Below are 19,005 nucleotides of genomic sequence, written 5' to 3' on the forward strand. Positions count from 1 at the left end.
CCTACTTGCGGTCTCTGACGTGGCGGTGTGAATGCTAACCGCGAAGGGCCACTTCGACCCGTTCGCGAATAGTCTGTGCAATGGCGGCGGGCGGCTGGGCGGCGTCGACGACGAGGAAGCGTTCGGGTTCGGCAGTTGCCAGGGCAAGGAACGCTTCTCTTACCCGCCCATGAAAGTCGGCTTTTTCGGCTTCGAGCCGGTCGAAAGGTTTATCGGCCGCGTCTAGTCGAGTGCGCGCTGCCGCGGGGTCGAGGTCGAGCAGAATCGTGACATCCGGTAGCGCTCCGCCCGTACCCCATAGCGAAAGGGATCGAATCTCAGCGCTGTCAAGAACTCTTCCGGCACCCTGATAGGCGACCGAGGAGTCGAGGTACCGGTCTTGTACGACAACCTCTGAGCGGTCCAACGCTGGCTGCACGACCGTGGCAACATGGTGGGCGCGATCGGCCGCATACAGGAGCGCTTCGGCGCGTGGCGCGATGTCTCCGCGATGGTGCAGCACAATATCGCGAATGAGGGCTCCGACTTCGGTTCCGCCGGGTTCGCGCGTGCGTACGACTGTGCGGCCCTCGGCACCCAACCACTCTTCGAGCAGCCGTGCCTGTGTTGACTTACCGACGCCGTCTCCGCCTTCGAGCGTGATCCACAGGCCTTTATGCGCGCTCATTCTGCGGGCGCCTCCGGTGCTTGCTCGGTCGCGGTCTTCTTCGCAGGAGCCTTCTTGGCCGCCGTTGTTTTCTTCGCGGTGGTCGTGGTTTTCTTCGCCGCGGTGGTCGTCTTCTTGGCCGGAGCCTTCTTAGCCGGGGCTTTCTTGGCTGTGGTGCGTTTCTTAGCGGGACCCTTTGCTCGTTTATCGGCGAGCATTTGCACGGCCTTTTCGAAGGTGATGTCTTCGGGTTTTTCGCCGCGGGGAATAGTCACGTTTGTTTCGCCGTCGGTGACATAGGGACCAAAGCGGCCGTCGCGCACCCGGATGGGTTTGCCGCTGACGGGGTCAGCATCAAACTCTGCCAGTGCGCTCGATGCCCGGCGGGCACCGTACTTGGGTTGAGCGTAGAGTGCGAGTGCTTCTTCGAGTGTGATATCGAAGATCTGCTGTTCGTTTTCTAGTGACCGCGAATCGGTGCCTTTTTTCAGGTACGGCCCGAAGCGACCGTTCTGCGCCGTGATGGGTTCTTCTGTTGCAGGGTCGATGCCGACGGTGCGAGGCAGACTCAGCAGTGTGAGGGCCGTGGCGAGGTCGATTGTGTCGACGGACATCGAACGAAATAGTGATGCCGTCCGTGGCTTTGGTTCGTCTTTTTTGGCCCGTTTTTTTGGTGCCGGTTCGGTTTCGAGCACTTCTCCCGTGTCGGGGTCGACGGCGGCGGGTTCTTCGGGCAGGTTCTCTTGCACGTAGGGACCGAATCGTCCGTCTTTGACGACAACGGTGCGGCCGTTTTCGGGGTTTTCTCCCAGTACCCGGTCACCCGCGACGGGAGCGTCAATGAGTTCTTGTGCCTTTTCGGCGGTGAGCTCGTCGGGCGCGAGGTCGTCGGGTACGTTGACAATGCGGCCGCGAGCCTCGGGATTTTCGGGGTCGATCACTTCCAGGTACGGGCCATATTTGCCGAACCGGAGAGTGGCGGTGTCGGTGATGCGTGTCGCATTGAGCGAGCGGGCATCGATTTCGCCGAGGTTATCGACAATCTGGCGCAGCCCAACGTGCGTGTCAGAACCAAAGTAGAACGACTTCAGCCACTCGGCACGCTCTTGTTCGCCGCGGGCAATAGCGTCAAGATCGCTTTCCAATGCCGCGGTGAAGTCATAGTCGATGAGTTCCGCAAAGTGCTGTTCGAGCAGGCGAATGACGCTGAAGGCCATCCAGGTGGGTACGAGCGCTTGTCCTCGTTTGGTCGCATAGCCGCGGTCGAGCACGGTGCCGATAATGCTCGCGAAGGTGGAGGGGCGGCCGATGCCGTGTTCTTCGAGTGCCTTCACGAGTGAGGCTTCTGTGTACCGGGGTTTGGGTGTGGTCGAATGCCCTTTGGCTTCTGCGTCGTTGAGCGTGAGTGCGTCGCCAACAGCGAGTTGAGGGAGCTGCTGGTTGGTTTCGGCGTCTTTGTCGGCGCGTTTTTCGTCGCGGCCTTCTTCGTAGGCTTCAAGGAATCCCTTGAAGGTGTATACGGTGCCGGATGCTGTGAATTCCAACTGTTCGCCCGCAGCCTCGGCCGCCACGGTGACGGTTGTTGTTTCGTATTTTGCGTCCGACATCTGGCTGGCAACTGTGCGCTTCCAGATGAGGTCGTAGAGGCGCTGTTCGTCGCGGTCGAGCTGGCTGCTCACGGATGACGGTGTGCGGAATTTCTCGCCCGAGGGGCGGATCGCTTCGTGCGCTTCTTGGGCGTTGCGACTCTTGGAGGTGTAAACGCGCGGTTTGAGCGGCACGGCCTTGTCGCCGTAGAGGGTGACGGCCTGTTCTCGTGCGGCCTGCACGGCCTGCGTGCTCAACGCGGTCGAGTCGGTACGCATATAGGTGATGAACCCTTTTTCGTACAGACGCTGCGCAACGCTCATGGCCTGCTTGGCGCTCATCGAGAGTTTGCGGCCGGCCTCTTGCTGCATGGTCGAGGTTGTGAAGGGCGCGTAGGGGCGACGGGTGCCGGGTTTTGCTTCAACGGCCGTGACCGATGCTTGACCGTTGGCGCTGAGTTCTTGTGCGAGTGCCTGTGCTCGTTTTTCGTCGAGCACGACGACGGTGCGGCGTAGTTCACCCTTGTCGTCGAAGTCGGTTCCGCGGGCCAGGGGGGCGCCGTCGATGCGGGCCAGACGCACCGAGAAGGCCGAGTCGCTCTGGGCTGTTGCTTGCACACCCCAGTAGTTGGCTGCAACGAAGGCCATGCGTTCGCGTTCACGGTCAACGATCATGCGGGTGGCTGCCGACTGCACGCGTCCGGCAGATAGCCCGGTTCTCACCTTGTACCAGAGCACGGGCGAGACGTCCCACCCGTAGAGCCGGTCGAGGATTCGGCGTGTTTCTTGTGCGTCAACGAGTGCGAGGTCGAGTTCTCGCGTGTTTTTGACCGCGGCTTGAATCGCGTCTTGCGTGATCTCGTGAAAGACCATGCGTTTGACGGGAACTTTAGGTTTGAGGGTTTCAAGCAGATGCCAGGCGATCGCCTCTCCCTCGCGGTCTTCATCTGTTGCGAGAAGAAGTTCATCGGCGGTTTTGAGGGCGCGCTTGAGCTCAGAGACGGTTTTCGATTTGCCGTCGGAGACGACATAGTACGGATCGAAGCCGTTGTCGACGTCGATGGAGTATTTGCCGTATGCCGCGCGGTCGTCGGCGGGGATCTCTTTTTTGTCAGCGAGGTCGCGGATGTGTCCGACCGAGCTGAGCACCTGGTAGTCGTCACCGAGGTACCCCTGTATTGACCTCATTTTGGTCGGGGACTCGACAATAACGAGCTTCTTGCCTTCGGCCACGGGTGCATCCTTTCCTCGAAGCACACCATACACACCGTTTACCGGGGGTCTCCCGTGCTGGTGGATGATTCGTTGCTGGCAGGAACCTCGGGTGGTTCAGCACGCAAAACAGCATTAATTATAATGACAAAATATTCCCTCGGTGTTCGCACCGTCGTTGGGGCACAACGAGCTCCGTCATATTTTGCACACGACGAGCTGTCTACAAGAGAGAGCTCAGAGCGCACGTTCTAGATAGCGGGTCTTTCCAGGATAGTCGCTGACGCCTCTGCCGCCCTAACAACCTTGGTGAGAATACTTCAACTCCATCAAGCAGAACTCGCAGCAGCTAAGTTCACAGCAAATATCAGAGCCGCTCCGGGCTCGGGTGCATGCTATTATCCGATCTCACTGTGACTCAGGTGTCGCGAACGAGACCCCATCTCGCGCGGATGTAACCGGGACCGAAATTGACCCGGGATCGATGGACTGATTTCGGCTCCACGAAAGTAGTGGTCGACACGGTCCGAGTGGCCACCAGTTCGTCGAACCAATCCGGGCTGTGTCCTGGGAGGAACTTATACCATTGCAGAACCTGGCGGGTGCGACGCTCCAACAAGACGACGTGATGCCGTTCACGAGGATATACCTGCGGGTACTCCTTGCGCACCTCGATCATCGCTGTTTCGCTCTGGCCGAGCGGCTTCTCCAGCACCAGGCGATACCCGAATACCGTGCCGCCGCCGTCGACAATCGGGCCCTCCGCGTGGCCACCGGCCAGCACTGTGACATTGGGGGGAGTCTCAGTCGGTTCCGCGGCGACATCGACCATCCCGAGGACTTGGACAGAGCCTTGCAAACACTGGACCAGAATTTCGGTGGAGACCGCCTTTACTTCTAGATTTTCGTCAACATCGATGACTTCCTGGAGCGACAACAATCGATGGTTCTCCGGATCCATTCCCAAGTGATTTCGCACCACAGACGATCGTGAGCCAATACTCAACTGGGCAACCATGTCTGACCAGTTGCTCAACGACCCGATGGAACCGAGCCGTCGGGAACGGTCGGAGATACGTCCACTCAGTGTTCCCGGGGCAACCTGCAAAATGTTCTCTAGCGCCACCACCACTGGTATGGAGCGGCTGGGGTCAGGGCGACGGATACCAGCGCGCCAATAGCTGAGCGTCGCGACAGAGAGTTGCACGCCGCTGATCGCGAGACGCCTTTGAATCTCAGAAAGTGAGAGTCGCTGTTTCGCGATTGCTGACGACAGAGCTTCTGCGAATTCTGAATCAGTCATCTCATGCCTGATCTGCTAGCTGCCAAACCGGCGGCTCACCGTAGCCCCAGTCTAACTGGATGGCACCCGGCCCAAAATCCCATCGAGCCTGATGTATGGACGTTGGGGCGTCAAACGAACGCCACCGACGTACTTCACCACCTTCGGCCCTCTCCACCTCTATGGCCCAATCGGGCAAAGCGTCAGGATGAAAGCGCACCCAGTTGACAAGCTTCTGCGCCCTATGATTTTCGAAAATGCCCGCGGACATTTGAGTCCTTGCCCTCTCCAGGAAATCGCAACGAATCTCGAGCATGACGGTGTCGCCGCGCCTCAGTGGAGGGTCCAGATCAATCGCGACGGCGTGCAAGCGGTCACCAGGGTCAATCCAGTGGCCCGCGTCAGCCCCCACCATAACGGTCAGAACGAGAGAACTTGCCCCTCCGAACTCCATCGGGACCGACCACATGACTCGTGATAATGATCCCTCGACGCATTGCATCAGGGTGCGGATCCTATGACGAACTGGAAAGCCATCGATACCGACATCTGTGGTCAGCGTCTGCGAAAGCTCCTGCAATTTCGCCGTGGGTGTGACCTTCAGGTCCAGCTCCGCCTGCTTAATCAGAGCTTCGATTACTTCGCTTCCACTTGGTAGACCATCGTACGATTCGATAAGTGGACGTGCCGAGCTCGGTCTCAGCGCCAATGCGTCAAGAGCGCCAGAGTCAAGTTCGAGAATTTCCTCGATCTCGGCGATAACTAAATGCTGTTTCTCTGCATCGGGCTGACGGGATGCCGATCGCCAGTAGCTCAACGTAGACAGAGCGACCGGCATCCCGCGCTCATCGAGAATTCGCTTGAGACCAGAAAGTGTCAAGCCTCTCGCCGAAAGTGCGCTCCGAAACATGTCTGCAAAACTCACGTCACCGGACGCTCTACCCGACATTGACGCACCCCCTGCTCAGACCCCCCCCTTGAAGGGTATGACCATTGATCGCTTAGAAAACTCAATCGGAAGACAATAGCTTCACCGTAACGACCTTACTTATTGGGTCACCATTGTCAGCCACAGTTATCGTCAGCGTGGCAGTTGTATTCTCTTCGCGGAGCTCTTTACTAGTGAGGTTTTGTGTGTTCACAGCGAACATGGCGCGGCCATTTGCATCCGTAACTGCGGTAGCCGTGCGGCTCGGGTCACTTTCGGGACCGCCGTTACTCGGTGCAGGATAGCGATAGATGCCGAGCAGATCGCCATCTCCATTACTCCCGGCCGCGGTAACTGACACCGTTACACCCACAAGCGGGTTTCCACTACTGTCGCGCAAATCAATTGGAAAGTCATAGGAACGTCTCTTCGGATTGTCGTTGTCTGAGCCGTAATGATGGTCACCTTTCCAATCGGTGATTAGATCGCCTTCTGGCGAGACGATATCCACGTCCGGAGCCGACGCTGCATGTGCCGGCACGGCAACAGCAGTGGCGATCACCGGGATCGACCACGCTGCTCCTTTAACGACGGTGCGACGGCTGACGCTCTGCTTAGTCTCCAAGGTGACAGACGTGTCCTTCATTTGTAAGTTTCCTCCCGTAGACGCTTAAACCTTCCGCATGACGTGCGGGCGATGCGTTTGGAAATCAGGCTAGGAAATTCCGTTTCACTGCCTTTTTTGATCTGTTAACACTGCCGCAGGAGGGTTCGCATACGCACGAGTAATGCTCGCCTGGCTACCGGGCGGCCTGCAGCCCCCCAGGTGGACCCGCGCGGGCTCGTGCTGTGACGGTAAACACTGCATACGTGGCTTGGACCGTCACGGTCGCTTCTGTCTGTCGCAGTTCGCATTCGGCGACTGAGGCCCCAAAGGCTGCCGCAACCTGTTCTGCTGCGCGGCACGGCGCATAGTTGGTGACGGCGGCTCCGGATGCTGTATCTGCTGCCGCTAGCGCTGCCGCATCGGCCGCCGCCGCCGTGCGCTGGCCCACGGCGGTGCCTCCGGTCACAGCGGCAACGGCCATGGCGGTTGCCGCAACGATGCCCACCAATCCGACGGACAGGGTTGTTCCCGGCATTATTTTCCTCCAGCTAGTGAGCACCCGCGTGCGTGGATCGGCACGGAGACGAGGCCCCATAGTCGCTGCACCGACCCCGACACGCACACGAGAGTGTCATCGCTTTCTATCGCTATCGTGCTGCCGGGTACAGCTGCGCTCACAATGCTTGCGGCCCGGGCCTGGTTTTCTCCGCGCCCGAGCAGACGCGCTGCATGAGAAACAGCGTTGTGCAACATGATCTGCTGCGTGCCTATTGCACCTATACCGAGGGCAAACACGATAACCAGCGCAATGGCGGGAAGGGCTATTGCGAGCTCGGCCGTCACTGACCCCCGCTCGGCTGCCATGGTGTGCGCCCCGCTGGGGGATTTCTGCGCAGTAGACGCAGAAACGCCCCAGCCCAGCGTTGTGGTCACGGCACACTCAGCGCGCGACGCACCAGGTCGGTGAGTATTGTTCGCACCTCATCGGAGCGCATGATGGCTACGAGTGCTCCGGCAAAGGCCACGGCAGCCATTGTGGCGACTGCGTATTCGGCCGTTGCGGCCCCCGACTCGTCGTCGAAGAGACGACGGGCTCTGGTGGTGGTGAGTGGTGGCAGTTCCATATTTTCTCCTTACTGTGGGGTTTATCGGCGGATGGGTGGCTTTAAGAAAAAGGGAGTGGGGTCTGGTCGAGCACGCTGATGAGTAGCGGTGCAATGCCGAGAAAGAGGAAGGCGGGCAGCGTGCACAGCCCCTGCGGTAGCAGAAGGAGTGAAGAGAGCCGGGTCGTCGCCAGGCGTGCGTCTTTGCGAGCGTTGCGTCGGGCATGCTGCGCGGTGCTGCGCAGCAGGTCTGCCGCGGGCACACCGGCCGATTCGGCTAAGCGCAGCACACGCTGGGTTGCCGCGGCATCCGGAGACTGCGGCAACTGCTCGTTGACCAACTGCACAGACCTCGCGATAGAGACCCCGCCCTCGAGCCCAATCGCAACCAGTTCTGCGTGAATGCCAGGGATACCAGCATGAGGCTGCGCTTTTCGGACAAGTTTTTTCGTCCACCACCGCGCCACAAGCATGAGCGCTATTCCGATAACCGCACATGCGATTCCGGCGGGATGAGTGGTGATGATGCGGAGGGTGTCGAAGCCGAGCCCCATCCCCAATAGCAGCCCCACGGCGGGCAGCCACAGCATGAGCCGGGCGGTGGCTGCGGGTTCTGACTGCGCCACATCGATGTCGTCGCGGGCCTGCTGCGCTTCGATTAGTGTGTGAGCGAGGTTTTCTAGCGTCGTAGCCAGGGGCGCGCCCACCGTGTGTGCGATTTCCCATGCGGCCGCTATCTGAGTCCATGCGGTTCCCTGGCTGCGTAGCGCCGACGCTACATCGGCGCGTTCGTGCACGCTGTGAGCGGCAGCGCGAGCAGCCGGATCACCCATTTCGGCCACGTGCTGCCAGGCTCGGCCTGCGGGTGTGCCCGCCCGCAGCAGCACGGCAAGCATGTGGACCGTCTCAGCTGCGCTGTGTTTGTCGTGGGCGGGCTTCGGTGAAAACCGGAACGAAACCTTTGTGCCGGCCCTCATGCGTTCGTTGCCCACGGTTGAATGTCAACGATCCCTAAGCGGTCGCCGTCAAGAACGAACTGCCCGGCCTGAGCCAGTTGGCGTTTACCGCTGCGGTCTATGCCGACATGCACCACGAGAGAGAATGCGCTCACGGTTTGACGAGCAAGTGCCACCGCACCCATTCCCGCCAGTGCGCCCAGTGCCTCCAGCCGCGCCGGAACATCGTCAAGGCTTGACGCGTGCAGTGTGCCGGCCCCGCCGTCGTGTCCGGTGTTGAGCGCTGTCAACAAGTCACGAATCTCTTCACCGCGGCATTCGCCCACAACAATGCGATCGGGGCGCATACGCAGTGACTCTCGTACGAGCCGCGCAAGGTCAATTTCTCCCGCGCCTTCAAGGTTTGCCTGTCGCGATTCGAGCGCAACATGGTGGGGGTGTTGCGGCTGTAGTTCGGCGACGTCTTCGATCGTTACGATGCGTTCGGTGTCGCGCACATGCGAGAGCAGTGCGCTCAGCAGCGTTGTTTTTCCTGTTCCGGTGCCGCCAGTAATCAGTACGTTGAGTCGGTCATGCACCACGCTTTCCAGCCACTGTGCTTGCTGTGCGGTCAGGCTTCCCAGCCGCTGCAGTGAGGGTAAATCAGCGGCGGGAACACGCGGGATTCGAATCGAGATGGCCGTGCCTCCCACCGCCACGGGCCCCAGTACAACATGCACCCGGATGCCGCGGTCCAGGCGCACATCGACGCAGGGCGAGCGGTCGTCTACGTGCCGATCACCCAAACCAATGAGGGCGACGGCGAGCGCGCGCACTTCGCGTTCTGAAGCCGACCATTCGGGCACTGCCTGCATGCCGTGACCCCGGTTGACGAACAGTCCCGTATCTCCATTGACAAAAATATCGGTCACTGACTCATCGGCACAGTAGGGTGCGAGGTCGCCGAAGGCCGGATCAAACCGCAAGGCCCGCGCACCTTTTTCTTGCGGGGGCTGCGGAACCCAGGGCTGCGCGTGCTCGGCAAGTTCGTCACTTTTGTCGAACTCATCGAGAGGGGCGGGCAAGATGTCGTGGCGCAGCACGTCGTCGTGCGCGGCGGTGGCCGCTGCCATAGAAACTTCGGCCAGGGGAACATCGGCCGGATGCGGCGCGAACCCTGGGCGTGGAGCAATAACAAAGGGCGAGGACATGCCCGCAAAGTTAGGCGAGTACGGCCGCGGCACGCCGCGCAAAAACCGCCTATCTGCGGCATCCGGGGATAACCAATTTCGGTGCTGCTGTGTGAGGGAAACGAGCAACAAAAAATAAAGGTGGCATCCCGCGGGGGGAACGGGATGCCACCTGCGCAGACGATCGGGGGGCTTTCGCTGCGCGAAGCCGGAATGGAGATTCGGGCCAGCGCCTACAGTACAAGAAAGAAGGCGTCCTTACAAACCCCTGTGCCGATACTAACTTTCGGCAGTATTGCTGGGTGCATTCGCCCCGATAGATTCCGGATGTCGCCCTCGTGCGGCGACTCGTGAATGACCCCCGCCGCAAAGGAGCGTCCGCTGCTATGAGCGCACAAATTGACCACCTGCTCAGCGAAACCCGCCAGTTTCCTCCCTCGCCCGAATTTGCCGCACAGGCAGTGGCAACAGCCGAGTTATACGGCCAGGCCAAGGCCGACCGCGAAGCATTCTGGGGCGACCAAGCTCGCAACCATGTCACATGGCACAAACCGTTTACCCGCGTGCTCGATTGGTCAACACCACCATTTGCCAAGTGGTTTGACGACGGAGAACTCAACGTCGCGTACAACTGCCTCGACCGCCACGTAGAAAATGGCCTGGGCGACCGGGTAGCCATTTACTGGGAGGGTGAACCCGGCGACGAGCGTCGCATCACCTACGCCGAACTGACCGAAGAGGTCAAGCGCACCGCCAACATGTTGGCAGGCCTCGGCATTGGCCAGGGCGACCGCGTTGCTATCTACCTGCCCATGATTCCCGAAGCCGTGATCTCGATGCTCGCCGTGGCACGCCTCGGCGCTATTCACTCCGTCGTGTTCGGTGGTTTCAGCGCCGACAGCCTGCGCTCACGCATTGACGACGCCGGCGCCAAAGTCGTTATCACCGCCGACGGCGGCTACCGCAAAGGCCGCGTCTCACCCCTCAAACCCGCCGTCGATCTGGCGCTTAGCGACCACAACGGCTCGGGCCAACAAAACACCGTCGAACACGTGATTGTTGTGCGCCGCGGCGGCAACGACGTGGAGTGGAACAGCGAACGCGATCTGTGGTGGCACGATGTTGTTCCTGCTGCCTCTGCAGAACACGAAGCCGAGGCGTTCCCCGCCGAAAACCCGCTGTTCATCCTTTACACCTCCGGCACAACGGGCAAACCCAAGGGCATCTTGCACACCTCCGGCGGCTACCTGGTGCAGGCCGCCTACACCCACCGCAACGTCTTTGACCTGCATCCGGAAAGCGATGTGTTCTGGTGCACCGCCGATATCGGCTGGGTCACCGGCCACACCTACGTGACCTATGGACCGCTCGCCAACGGAGCAACCCAGCTGATGTACGAAGGCACCCCCGAAACGCCGCATGCAGGGCGCTGGTGGGAGCTCATCCAAAAATACGGCGTCAGCATTTTCTATACGGCACCGACAGCCATTCGGGCGTTTATGAAAACTGGTCGCCACATTCCGCAGCAGTACGACTTGTCGAGCATCCGGCTGCTTGGCTCGGTGGGCGAGCCCATCAACCCCGAGGCCTGGATGTGGTACCGCGATGTCATTGGCGCCGATAAAGCGCCCATCGTCGACACATGGTGGCAGACCGAAACGGGCGCCATTATGGTCTCGCCCCTGCCCGGCGTCACCGCCACCAAGCCCGGCTCGGCTCAGACTCCCCTGCCCGGTATCTCGATCGATGTTCTCGACGAAGCGGGTGCCGCCGTGGGTAACGGCAACGGTGGCCTGCTCGTTATCACCGAACCCTGGCCCGCCATGCTTCGTGGCGTGTGGGGCGACCCCGAGCGGTTCAAAGAAACCTACTGGGAAAAATTCGCGCAGCAGGGCTACTACTTTGCCGGAGACGGCGCGCGACTCGACCACGACGGCGACCTGTGGCTGCTGGGCCGCGTCGACGACGTGATGAACGTCTCGGGCCACCGCCTTTCAACCGCAGAAATCGAGTCGGCGCTGGTCGCCCACGAATCCACCGCCGAAGCAGCGGTCGTGGGAGCATCGGACGAAACAACCGGCCAGGCCGTAGTTGCCTTCGTGATCATCAAAGAGAGCTACCTCGCCGAACACTCCCCCGAGGGACTCGCCACCCAGCTACGCCAGTGGGTGGGCGAACAGATCGGCCCGATTGCACGCCCGCGCGACGTGTACATTGTGGGCGAACTACCCAAGACACGCTCGGGCAAGATTATGCGCCGCCTGCTGCGCGATGTCGCCGAGGGCCGCGAAGTGGGTGACACCACGACGCTGGCCGATACCGCCGTCATGAGCGTTATCTCGGCACAGGTGAAATAGCCTCCGCCCCACAAAACCACAAAACCACAAAAGAGGCACACACAAAGAGTGTGGGGCGAGAATCACACGGACTCTCACCCCACACTCTTATGTTTTTACCCCTCGAGCTTGCCTAGCCCGCCTAGCTTGCGGCCAGAGGTGCGAGGGTGAACACGACATCAACTTCGACGGGCGAGTCGATCGGTAAAACCGAAACACCCACCGCAGCGCGCACGTGGGCCCCGGCCTCGCCAAAGATTTCTCCGAGCACTTCGCTCGCGCCATTAACCACGCCCGGCTGCCCGGTAAAAGAGGCTTCGGATGCAACGAATCCACCCACGCGCAGAACACCGGCGATGCGGTCGACTCCGCCGGCGACCGCTGCGGCCGCGGCCAGAGCGTTCAACGCGCAGGTGCGAGCCAGTTGCTGCGCTTGCTCTGCTGTGACGGTGCCGCCTACTTTTCCGGTTGTCGGGAGAGCCCCGTCAATAAATGGAAGCTGCCCCGAGGTGTAAACGAGGTCGCCATGCACACGTGCGGGCACGTAGGCTGCCACCGGTGCGGCGACCTCAGGCAGCTGGATGCCGAGTTCGTCGAGTCGCTGCGAGATACTCACTGCTGCTCCCCTTCGAATCGACGCGAGGCTTCGGCCGCGGCTGCGAGACCGGCATTGCTGTCGGACTGCGCGCCTACGGGGCGCTTGAAGTAGGCAACAAGGCCGCCTTCGGGGCCGGGCACAACCTGCACCAGCTCCCAGCCTTTCTTGCCCCAGCTGTTCAAAATTGCCGCCGTATTGTGAATAACGAGCGGTGTTGTCAGATACTCCCAGGTAGTCATGACCCTCCACAGGTGCGAGATAGCGCGGTTATCCCCTATTGTGGGGTAAATTCGCGTTTCCGAAGAAACTCCCCAGGGAACTCCCCTACGATCTCACATATGTCCCAATCCCCCCGTACCCTGCGGAGCGTGCTCGGCGGTCTGGCCGGACTCATTGGTCTGAGCGCCGTAGCAGGCATGCTCATTACCGCCACCGTGACACCCGCCATTGCTGTCAGCGGCGTGGCAGCAACTCGGTCGATCGAGCTCTTCAACAATCTGCCTTCGTACCTGCAGATTGACCGGCCGATGGAACCCACGACCATCTATTACACGGGCGAAAACGGCAACCCTGTGCAGCTGGCACGCTTTTACGATCAAAACCGCATTCCGGTCAAATATGACCAGGTTGCTCCGGTCATGTACGAAGCGCTGCTGTCGAGTGAAGACAAAAACTTCTACGAGCACGGCGGTATCGATCTGTTGGGAACAACGAAAGCACTCATCGATAACCTGCAGAAAAAGTCGACGCGGGGTGGTTCGTCGATTAGTCAGCAGTACGTCAAGAACGTGCAGATGCAGCGCTGTGAAGCGCAGGTGCGCACGAGCGACCCTGAGCGCGACGAAAAGATGGACGCCTGCTGGTTTGAAGCAACCGCGTCAACGGGTGCGGAAGGTATCGAGCGCAAGCTGCAAGAGATGCGCTATGCGATTCAGCTCGAGAAAACCTACTCGAAAAACGAGATTCTGATTGGGTATCTCAACCTGGCCAACTTCGGTGGTCTCACCTACGGCATTGAGGCGGCTTCGCAGCGATACTTCAACACTACGGCGGCGAAACTGACCATCTCTCAGGCAGCGACGCTGGCCGGTATGGTGCAGGCCCCCAACGCGTACCGTATCGACGATCCGACGGGTTCGTTCTACGACGACGAGACCGACTCTTTCATCAACTCCGAAGAAGACGGTTACGCCGAAACGCTCAAGCGTCGCAATTATGTTCTGAACCGGATGCTGGTCGACGGCAAGATCACACAAGAACAGCACGACGAAGCCTATGCAGAGCCGATCACTCCCGACATTGTCGAACCCTCGTCGGGCTGTGCGGCGGCTAAACGTAACGCGTACTTCTGCCAGTACGTAAAAACCATCATCGAAAGCGACCCTGTCTTTGGTGAGACGCAGGAAGACCGTGACGAGGTCTTGCGTCGTGGTGGTCTCGATATTTACACATCGCTCGATGCCGATGTTCAGCGTGCCGCTAACGTCTCGATGGCTGAGAACGTGGCAACGAATATTCCGGATCTAGCACTGGGCGCTGCCGGCGTCACTATTGATCCCAAAACCGGCCTTATCTTGGCGATGGTGCAAAACACTGTGTTTAGCGAAGACAGCGCGAAAGCGGGCCAGCCGGGCTATTCGGCGCAGGTTTTTGCCGCCGACTCTGATCACGGTTCGTCGATCGGTTTTTCTGTCGGATCAACGTACAAGCTGTTTACTCTGGTTGACTGGCTCGAGAAGGGCCACTCACTTAATGAGGGCTTGAACGGCACCAACCGTAAGTTCAACAACATGAGCTGCGACGGCGACCCTGTGCCGTTTGACGCCGACCTGGTAAAGAACGCCGGCGGTATTCGCGGTTACTCGGGCACGCCTATGCGTTTCACGACAGAGTCGCTGAACTCGGGCTACTTCGCCATGGCCGAGAAGCTCAACCTGTGCGATATCAACCGGGTTGCTGACCGCATGGGCGTGAAGCTCGGTAACGGCGACAAGGTGACCGACGAAAACGTTCCTTTCAACGTGCTCGGCGATAAGGCCATCGCGCCGCTCGACATGGCGGCCGCATACGCCACGATCGCGAACAATGGCACCTACTGCTCACCCAAGGCAATCGTCAAGGTTGTTGGCCCCGACGATAACGAACTGCCGATCCCCGAAACGTCGTGCAAGAAAGTTATCGACGAGGGTGTTGCGGCAACGGCTGCGTACGCACTCGAGAATGTCATGACCAGTGGTACGGGTACAGCTGCTAACCCATGGGATGGCACCCCCCTTCTGGGCAAGACGGGTACGCACAACGAAGAGCAGACGATGATGATCGAGGCTTCGACCAACGCGGCAACCGCTGTCTGGGTTGGTCAGTACACGGGCACAAAGACCCTTGACTATTACGAGACGCAGGGCAACTGGCTACCGGGTATTCGCTATATTCTTGCCCGCGATATGCAGGGGGCCGCGAACGCCAAATTTGGTGGCAATGCCTTCCCCGGCCCGGAGGCCGACCTTATCCGCCAGGTATACGTTGACCTGCCGGATGTCACAGGACGCACGATCGATGAGGCCACACGGATTCTCACCGAGGCGGGCTTTGATGTCACCGTCGGTAAGGCTGTTGATAGCACTCACCCGAAAGACACCGTTGCCAAACAAGACCCGGGTGCGGGCCGAGTAGCAAGCGGCACTTCGGTAACGATCTCTCCGAGCACCGGCAAGGCGCCGCCCTCCAAGAAGGGGCTACCGGACGTCACGGGCAAGAGCCTCAACGATGCCATTACCAAGCTCAATAAAGAGGGCTACAGCAACGTTGTTCTCGGCGCTTGTACAACGGGCGGGCCAGAAGAAGGTTCGGTCAGCTCGATGAGTCCGGGCCAGGGCAGTAAAGTGCCCTCGAACACGCAGATCACCCTGACGTATTCGAAAGAAGAGTGTCCGTGACCCGTCGCACTTCGCGAGCGGCGCTGACTGTGCTGGGCACGGTCAGCGCCGCTGGCCTTGCCGCTGCCGTATGGGGTGTGGGCATTGAACGCCATTTGTACACGCTGCGTCTAGCGACCGCGTATGCGCTACCCGAGGGCAGCACGCCGCTACGGGTCTTGCATATTTCTGATGCCCACATGGCGCCGTGGCAAAAAAGGCGGCAGCAGTGGTTGGCGTCTCTGGCCCAGTTGAAACCCGATCTNCTACCCGAGGGCAGCACGCCGCTACGGGTCTTGCATATTTCTGATGCCCACATGGCGCCGTGGCAAAAAAGGCGGCAGCAGTGGTTGGCGTCTCTGGCCCAGTTGAAACCCGATCTGGTCATCAACACGGGCGACAACCTGGGCCACCGTCATGGCCTTGACGGTATTCGTCGCGCATTCGCCCCATTCGCGGGTGTTCCCGGCGCATTCGTGCATGGCTCGAACGACAAATATGCGCCGAGCCCGAGGAATCCGTTCCGTTACTTTCTCGGGCCCTCCACAACCAACCACGAGCCCGACCTGCTCGACACCGACGCTCTTGATGATTTCTTAATGAGTGAGCTCGGCTGGGCTCGCCTGGATAACGAGGCTGCATCGCTGCAGGTGGCGGGCAAGCGAATCGATGTTGTGGGTGTTGACGACGCCCACCGCGAGTGGGACGACATTGACGCCGTCACAGAAGAACTGGCAGCGCTACGTGCCGATGCCTCAGCCAACACTCCCCTCCTCGCAGTGACGCACGCACCGTATCAGCGGGTGCTCAACAGCTTTGTTGACCTGGGTGCCGACATGATTTTTGGCGGCCACACTCACGGTGGCCAGGTGTGCCTACCCGGGTATGGAACCATCGTGGCCAACTGCGATATTCCACGACGCCAGGCACGCGGATTGAGCACGTGGGAGCACGCCGGGCGGCGTATTCCGCTGCATGTGAGTGCCGGATGTGGGCACTCAATTTATGCACCCGTGCGATTTGCGTGTCGCCCAGAAGCCACGCTGTTGACGCTCATGCCCGCGGCATCCGGAAACTGACTCCTCGATTTCGGGTCATCCTGGGTTTCGGGGTAGACTCGACGGGTTGCCACGGGGTGTGGCGCAGCTTGGTAGCGCGCTTCGTTCGGGACGAAGAGGTCGCAGGTTCAAATCCTGTCACCCCGACACACAAGAGGCACATCACGACACAGTGATGTGCCTCTGTCGTGTCACACGGCTGGCATGTCGCAGCAATGGTTAGATCACGGGGAGGACCCATGGCTGTTCCGCTTCTGGTGGCGTTTGATCTTGACGACACTCTGGCACCGTCTAAGAGCGCTATCGATGCTCGCATTAGTGATCTTCTTACCCGGCTGAGCAGCTATGCCGAGGTGGCCGTGATTTCTGGGGGGAATGAGCAGCAGTTTCGCACCCAGCTGCTCGATCAGCTGGTGAATCCACCGGCTGCCATGCTCGACCGCCTGCACCTGATGCCCACATGCGGAACCAAATATTTGCGATACACCGACGGCGATTTTCAGGCCGTCTACGCACACGATCTTTCCGTCGCCGAAAAAGAACAGGCGATGCGCGCACTGCGCGAAGAGGCCGAGCGTCTAGACCTGTGGGAAATCAACCCCTGGGGCGAGATATTAGAAGACCGGGGTTCGCAGATTACGTTCTCGGCGCTTGGCCAGCAGGCCCCGGCCGAGCATAAGCACGCGTGGGATCCTTCCGGCTCGAAGCGCCTGGCTCTGCGCGACGCCGTTGCTGCACGCCTGCCCGAGCTTGAGGTTCGTGCCGGCGGTTCGACGTCAATCGACATCACCCGCAAGGGCATCGATAAGGCCTACGGTATGCGCGAGCTTTCGGAGCGCACGGGTATCGGCTTTGCCGACATGCTGTTCTTTGGTGATCGCCTCGACGAAGGCGGAAACGACTACCCCGTTTTGGCGCTCGGTGTGCCGTCCATCGCGGTAACCGGATGGCGCGACACCGCCGAGCACCTCGACGCTCTGCTTGATCGCTACCAGGCAGGTACGGCGTAACCTACGCCGACAGCGTCACTTCCCGACGTGCCGGAAGCACAGCCGGGTGCGAACCCGCCATCGTTTCGAGCACGCGAATCACCTGACACGAATACCCGTACTCGTTGTCGTACCACACGTAGAGCACGACCGAATCATCGTGCGTGACGGTCGCAAGCCCGTCAACAATACCGGCGCGGTGAGAGCCGACAAAGTCGGTCGAAACCACTTCGGGCGACTCAACGTAGTCAATCTGCTGTCGCAGCTTGGAATGCAGCGAGATCCGGCGCAAATAGTCGTTGATCTCTTCGGTGTTCGCCGCGCGCTCCAGCGTTAAATGCAGCACTGCCAGCGATACGTTCGGGGTGGGCACGCGAATAGCTGAACCGGTGAGTTTGCCGGTGAGTTCAGGCAGAGCACGTGAAACAGCTTTTGCCGCACCGGTTTCGGTAATCACCATGTTGAGCACAGCGGATCGACCGCGGCGGTCGCCCTTATGCATGTTGTCGATCAAGTTTTGATCGTTCGTGAATGCGTGCACAGTCTCGACGTGACCCCGCACAATACCGTAGGCCTCGTTGACGGCCTTAAGCACCGGGGTGATGGCGTTGGTGGTGCACGATGCCGCCGACAAGATAGTGTCACTGTCGGTAATCGTGTCGTCGTTAATACCGTGCACAATATTTTTCAACTCACCCTTGCCGGGTGCGGTCAGCAGAACGCGCGCGACGCCACGAGATTGCAGGTGCTGCGCGAGCCCGGCTTCATCACGCCACCGGCCCGTATTGTCGACGACGATAACGTTGCTCATGCCGTAGGCGGTGTAGTCGATGGCTGCGGGGTCGTCGGAGTAAATCACCTGAATACGAGTGCCGTTCGCGATGATCTGACTATTTTCTTCGTCAACATCAACCGAACCTTCAAAGCGGCCGTGCACAGAATCGCGCAGCAGCAGCGAAGCGCGTTTCATCAGGTCGTGCTCGCCACTGCGCCGCACGACAATGGCTCGCAGACGCAGACCACTGCCGCCACCGGTGCGCGTGATGAGTATGCGTGCCAGGAGTCGGCCAATACGGCCAAACCCGTACAGCACTACATCGGTCGGTTCCTGGCTTTCTTCACCGAGTGTCGAGGCAACGATGCGGCGTAAATAGGTTTCGAGTTCGTCGGCAACCTTCGGTTCGTCCAGACACGACGCCGAGTGTCCTGAGTCTTCGCGGAATGATGCCGCCAGCCTCGCGACGTCGAGCGACGAGCGGCCCGGTCCGATCCGGTGGAGGGCTTCGAGCACAGCCAGGGTATCGCGAACATCAGAGTGCCCAAGACCAAGGGCCGCTACTCGCTCGTGCACTTCGAGCAGACCCGTTGTAGACAGCCCTAGGAGCCGGTGTCCGTGCAGAGACGTCACGACGTCTCGCTGGCGGGTGAGCGAACCGATAAGCGGGATCATCCGCTCGGCGAGTTCTTCTTTGTGAGTCCATTCGTTGCGATGCACCACAAAATCGTTCATCTGCATCCTTGCATGACTGAATCGTCCGCAGCCGGGTTGCGGTGCGGAAGTGTAGAGCGGGGGATCACCCCCAGCGTACATGAACAACCCACGCCACCCGCCAGCGCATT

The 19,005-nt window shown here is 60.1% G+C and carries 17 protein-coding genes and 1 tRNA gene; 5 read left to right on the forward strand and 13 right to left on the reverse strand.

Annotated features, from left to right (window positions below):
• Nucleotides 1–34 precede the first annotated feature (34 nt).
• The 10 genes from tmk to ACQUSW_RS10240 form a co-directional block, all read right to left on the reverse strand.
• Entirely contained in the window at nucleotides 35–667 is a 633-nt protein-coding gene (gene tmk / locus ACQUSW_RS10195; RefSeq protein ID WP_428932183.1) for a dTMP kinase, read from the reverse strand.
• On the reverse strand, nucleotides 664–3,465 hold the full coding sequence (gene topA, locus ACQUSW_RS10200) for a type I DNA topoisomerase (protein ID WP_428932184.1): 2,802 nt from the start codon (nucleotides 3,463–3,465) through the stop codon (nucleotides 664–666). Before topA ends, tmk begins: the two co-directional genes overlap by 4 nt.
• A gap of 397 nt (nucleotides 3,466–3,862) precedes the next feature.
• Complete coding sequence (locus ACQUSW_RS10205; RefSeq protein WP_428932185.1) at nucleotides 3,863–4,747, reverse strand: hypothetical protein; 885 nt, start codon at nucleotides 4,745–4,747, stop codon at nucleotides 3,863–3,865.
• Between the two features lies 1 nt (nucleotide 4,748).
• Nucleotides 4,749–5,651, reverse strand: coding sequence for a hypothetical protein (locus ACQUSW_RS10210; protein ID WP_428932186.1), 903 nt, complete (start codon nucleotides 5,649–5,651; stop codon nucleotides 4,749–4,751).
• Nucleotides 5,652–5,736: 85 nt separating this feature from the next.
• On the reverse strand, nucleotides 5,737–6,300 hold the full coding sequence (locus ACQUSW_RS10215) for a transcriptional initiation protein Tat (protein ID WP_428932187.1): 564 nt from the start codon (nucleotides 6,298–6,300) through the stop codon (nucleotides 5,737–5,739).
• 154 nt (nucleotides 6,301–6,454) lie between these two features.
• A complete protein-coding gene (locus tag ACQUSW_RS10220) occupies nucleotides 6,455–6,796 on the reverse strand; it encodes an Rv3654c family TadE-like protein (protein WP_428932188.1) in 342 nt (113 codons plus the stop codon).
• Entirely contained in the window at nucleotides 6,796–7,194 is a 399-nt protein-coding gene (locus ACQUSW_RS10225) for a TadE/TadG family type IV pilus assembly protein (RefSeq protein ID WP_428932189.1), read from the reverse strand. The genes ACQUSW_RS10220 and ACQUSW_RS10225 overlap by 1 nt, the downstream gene beginning before the upstream one ends.
• Nucleotides 7,191–7,385: a DUF4244 domain-containing protein gene (locus tag ACQUSW_RS10230; RefSeq protein ID WP_428932190.1), complete on the reverse strand. Its 195-nt coding sequence runs from the start codon at nucleotides 7,383–7,385 to the stop codon at nucleotides 7,191–7,193. The genes ACQUSW_RS10225 and ACQUSW_RS10230 overlap by 4 nt, the downstream gene beginning before the upstream one ends.
• A gap of 41 nt (nucleotides 7,386–7,426) precedes the next feature.
• Entirely contained in the window at nucleotides 7,427–8,260 is an 834-nt protein-coding gene (locus ACQUSW_RS10235) for a type II secretion system F family protein (RefSeq protein ID WP_428932191.1), read from the reverse strand.
• A 77-nt stretch (nucleotides 8,261–8,337) separates the two neighbouring features.
• Nucleotides 8,338–9,510, reverse strand: coding sequence for a TadA family conjugal transfer-associated ATPase (locus ACQUSW_RS10240; protein ID WP_428932192.1), 1,173 nt, complete (start codon nucleotides 9,508–9,510; stop codon nucleotides 8,338–8,340).
• A gap of 365 nt (nucleotides 9,511–9,875) precedes the next feature.
• Here ACQUSW_RS10240 and acs point away from each other — a divergent pair, with 365 nt between their 5' ends.
• Complete coding sequence (gene acs / locus ACQUSW_RS10245; protein ID WP_428932193.1) at nucleotides 9,876–11,846, forward strand: acetate--CoA ligase; 1,971 nt, start codon at nucleotides 9,876–9,878, stop codon at nucleotides 11,844–11,846.
• Nucleotides 11,847–11,967: 121 nt separating this feature from the next.
• Here the strand turns inward: acs and ACQUSW_RS10250 are convergent, their stop codons facing one another.
• Together ACQUSW_RS10250 and sp36 are read right to left on the reverse strand one after the other, a co-directional pair.
• Entirely contained in the window at nucleotides 11,968–12,441 is a 474-nt protein-coding gene (locus tag ACQUSW_RS10250; protein ID WP_428932194.1) for a RidA family protein, read from the reverse strand.
• A complete protein-coding gene (gene sp36 / locus ACQUSW_RS10255) occupies nucleotides 12,438–12,662 on the reverse strand; it encodes a Sp36 family protein (RefSeq protein ID WP_428932195.1) in 225 nt (74 codons plus the stop codon). Before sp36 ends, ACQUSW_RS10250 begins: the two co-directional genes overlap by 4 nt.
• Before the next feature lie 99 nt (nucleotides 12,663–12,761).
• Here sp36 and ACQUSW_RS10260 point away from each other — a divergent pair, with 99 nt between their 5' ends.
• The 4 genes from ACQUSW_RS10260 to ACQUSW_RS10275 all read left to right on the forward strand — a co-directional run bounded on the left by ACQUSW_RS10260 (nucleotide 12,762) and on the right by ACQUSW_RS10275 (nucleotide 17,406).
• Nucleotides 12,762–15,359 (forward strand): transglycosylase domain-containing protein, encoded by a 2,598-nt coding sequence (locus tag ACQUSW_RS10260; protein WP_428932196.1) that lies wholly within the window; start codon nucleotides 12,762–12,764, stop codon nucleotides 15,357–15,359.
• Nucleotides 15,356–16,417 carry a metallophosphoesterase gene (locus ACQUSW_RS10265; protein WP_428932197.1) on the forward strand — a complete coding sequence of 354 codons (1,062 nt, stop codon included), beginning with the start codon at nucleotides 15,356–15,358 and terminating at the stop codon, nucleotides 16,415–16,417. Before ACQUSW_RS10260 ends, ACQUSW_RS10265 begins: the two co-directional genes overlap by 4 nt.
• A 52-nt stretch (nucleotides 16,418–16,469) precedes the next feature.
• Nucleotides 16,470–16,543, forward strand: a tRNA-Pro gene (locus ACQUSW_RS10270).
• A 92-nt stretch (nucleotides 16,544–16,635) separates the two neighbouring features.
• Nucleotides 16,636–17,406 carry an HAD-IIB family hydrolase gene (locus ACQUSW_RS10275; RefSeq protein WP_428932198.1) on the forward strand — a complete coding sequence of 257 codons (771 nt, stop codon included), beginning with the start codon at nucleotides 16,636–16,638 and terminating at the stop codon, nucleotides 17,404–17,406.
• 1 nt (nucleotide 17,407) lies between these two features.
• On the opposite strand, the gene ACQUSW_RS10280 is transcribed toward ACQUSW_RS10275, so the two are convergent.
• Nucleotides 17,408–18,895 (reverse strand): glyceraldehyde-3-phosphate dehydrogenase, encoded by a 1,488-nt coding sequence (locus tag ACQUSW_RS10280; RefSeq protein WP_428932199.1) that lies wholly within the window; start codon nucleotides 18,893–18,895, stop codon nucleotides 17,408–17,410.
• Between the last annotated feature and the right edge of the window lie 110 nt (nucleotides 18,896–19,005).

The organism is Microbacterium luticellae (genome assembly GCF_050408645.1).
Taxonomy (GTDB): Bacteria; Actinomycetota; Actinomycetes; order Actinomycetales; family Microbacteriaceae; genus Microbacterium.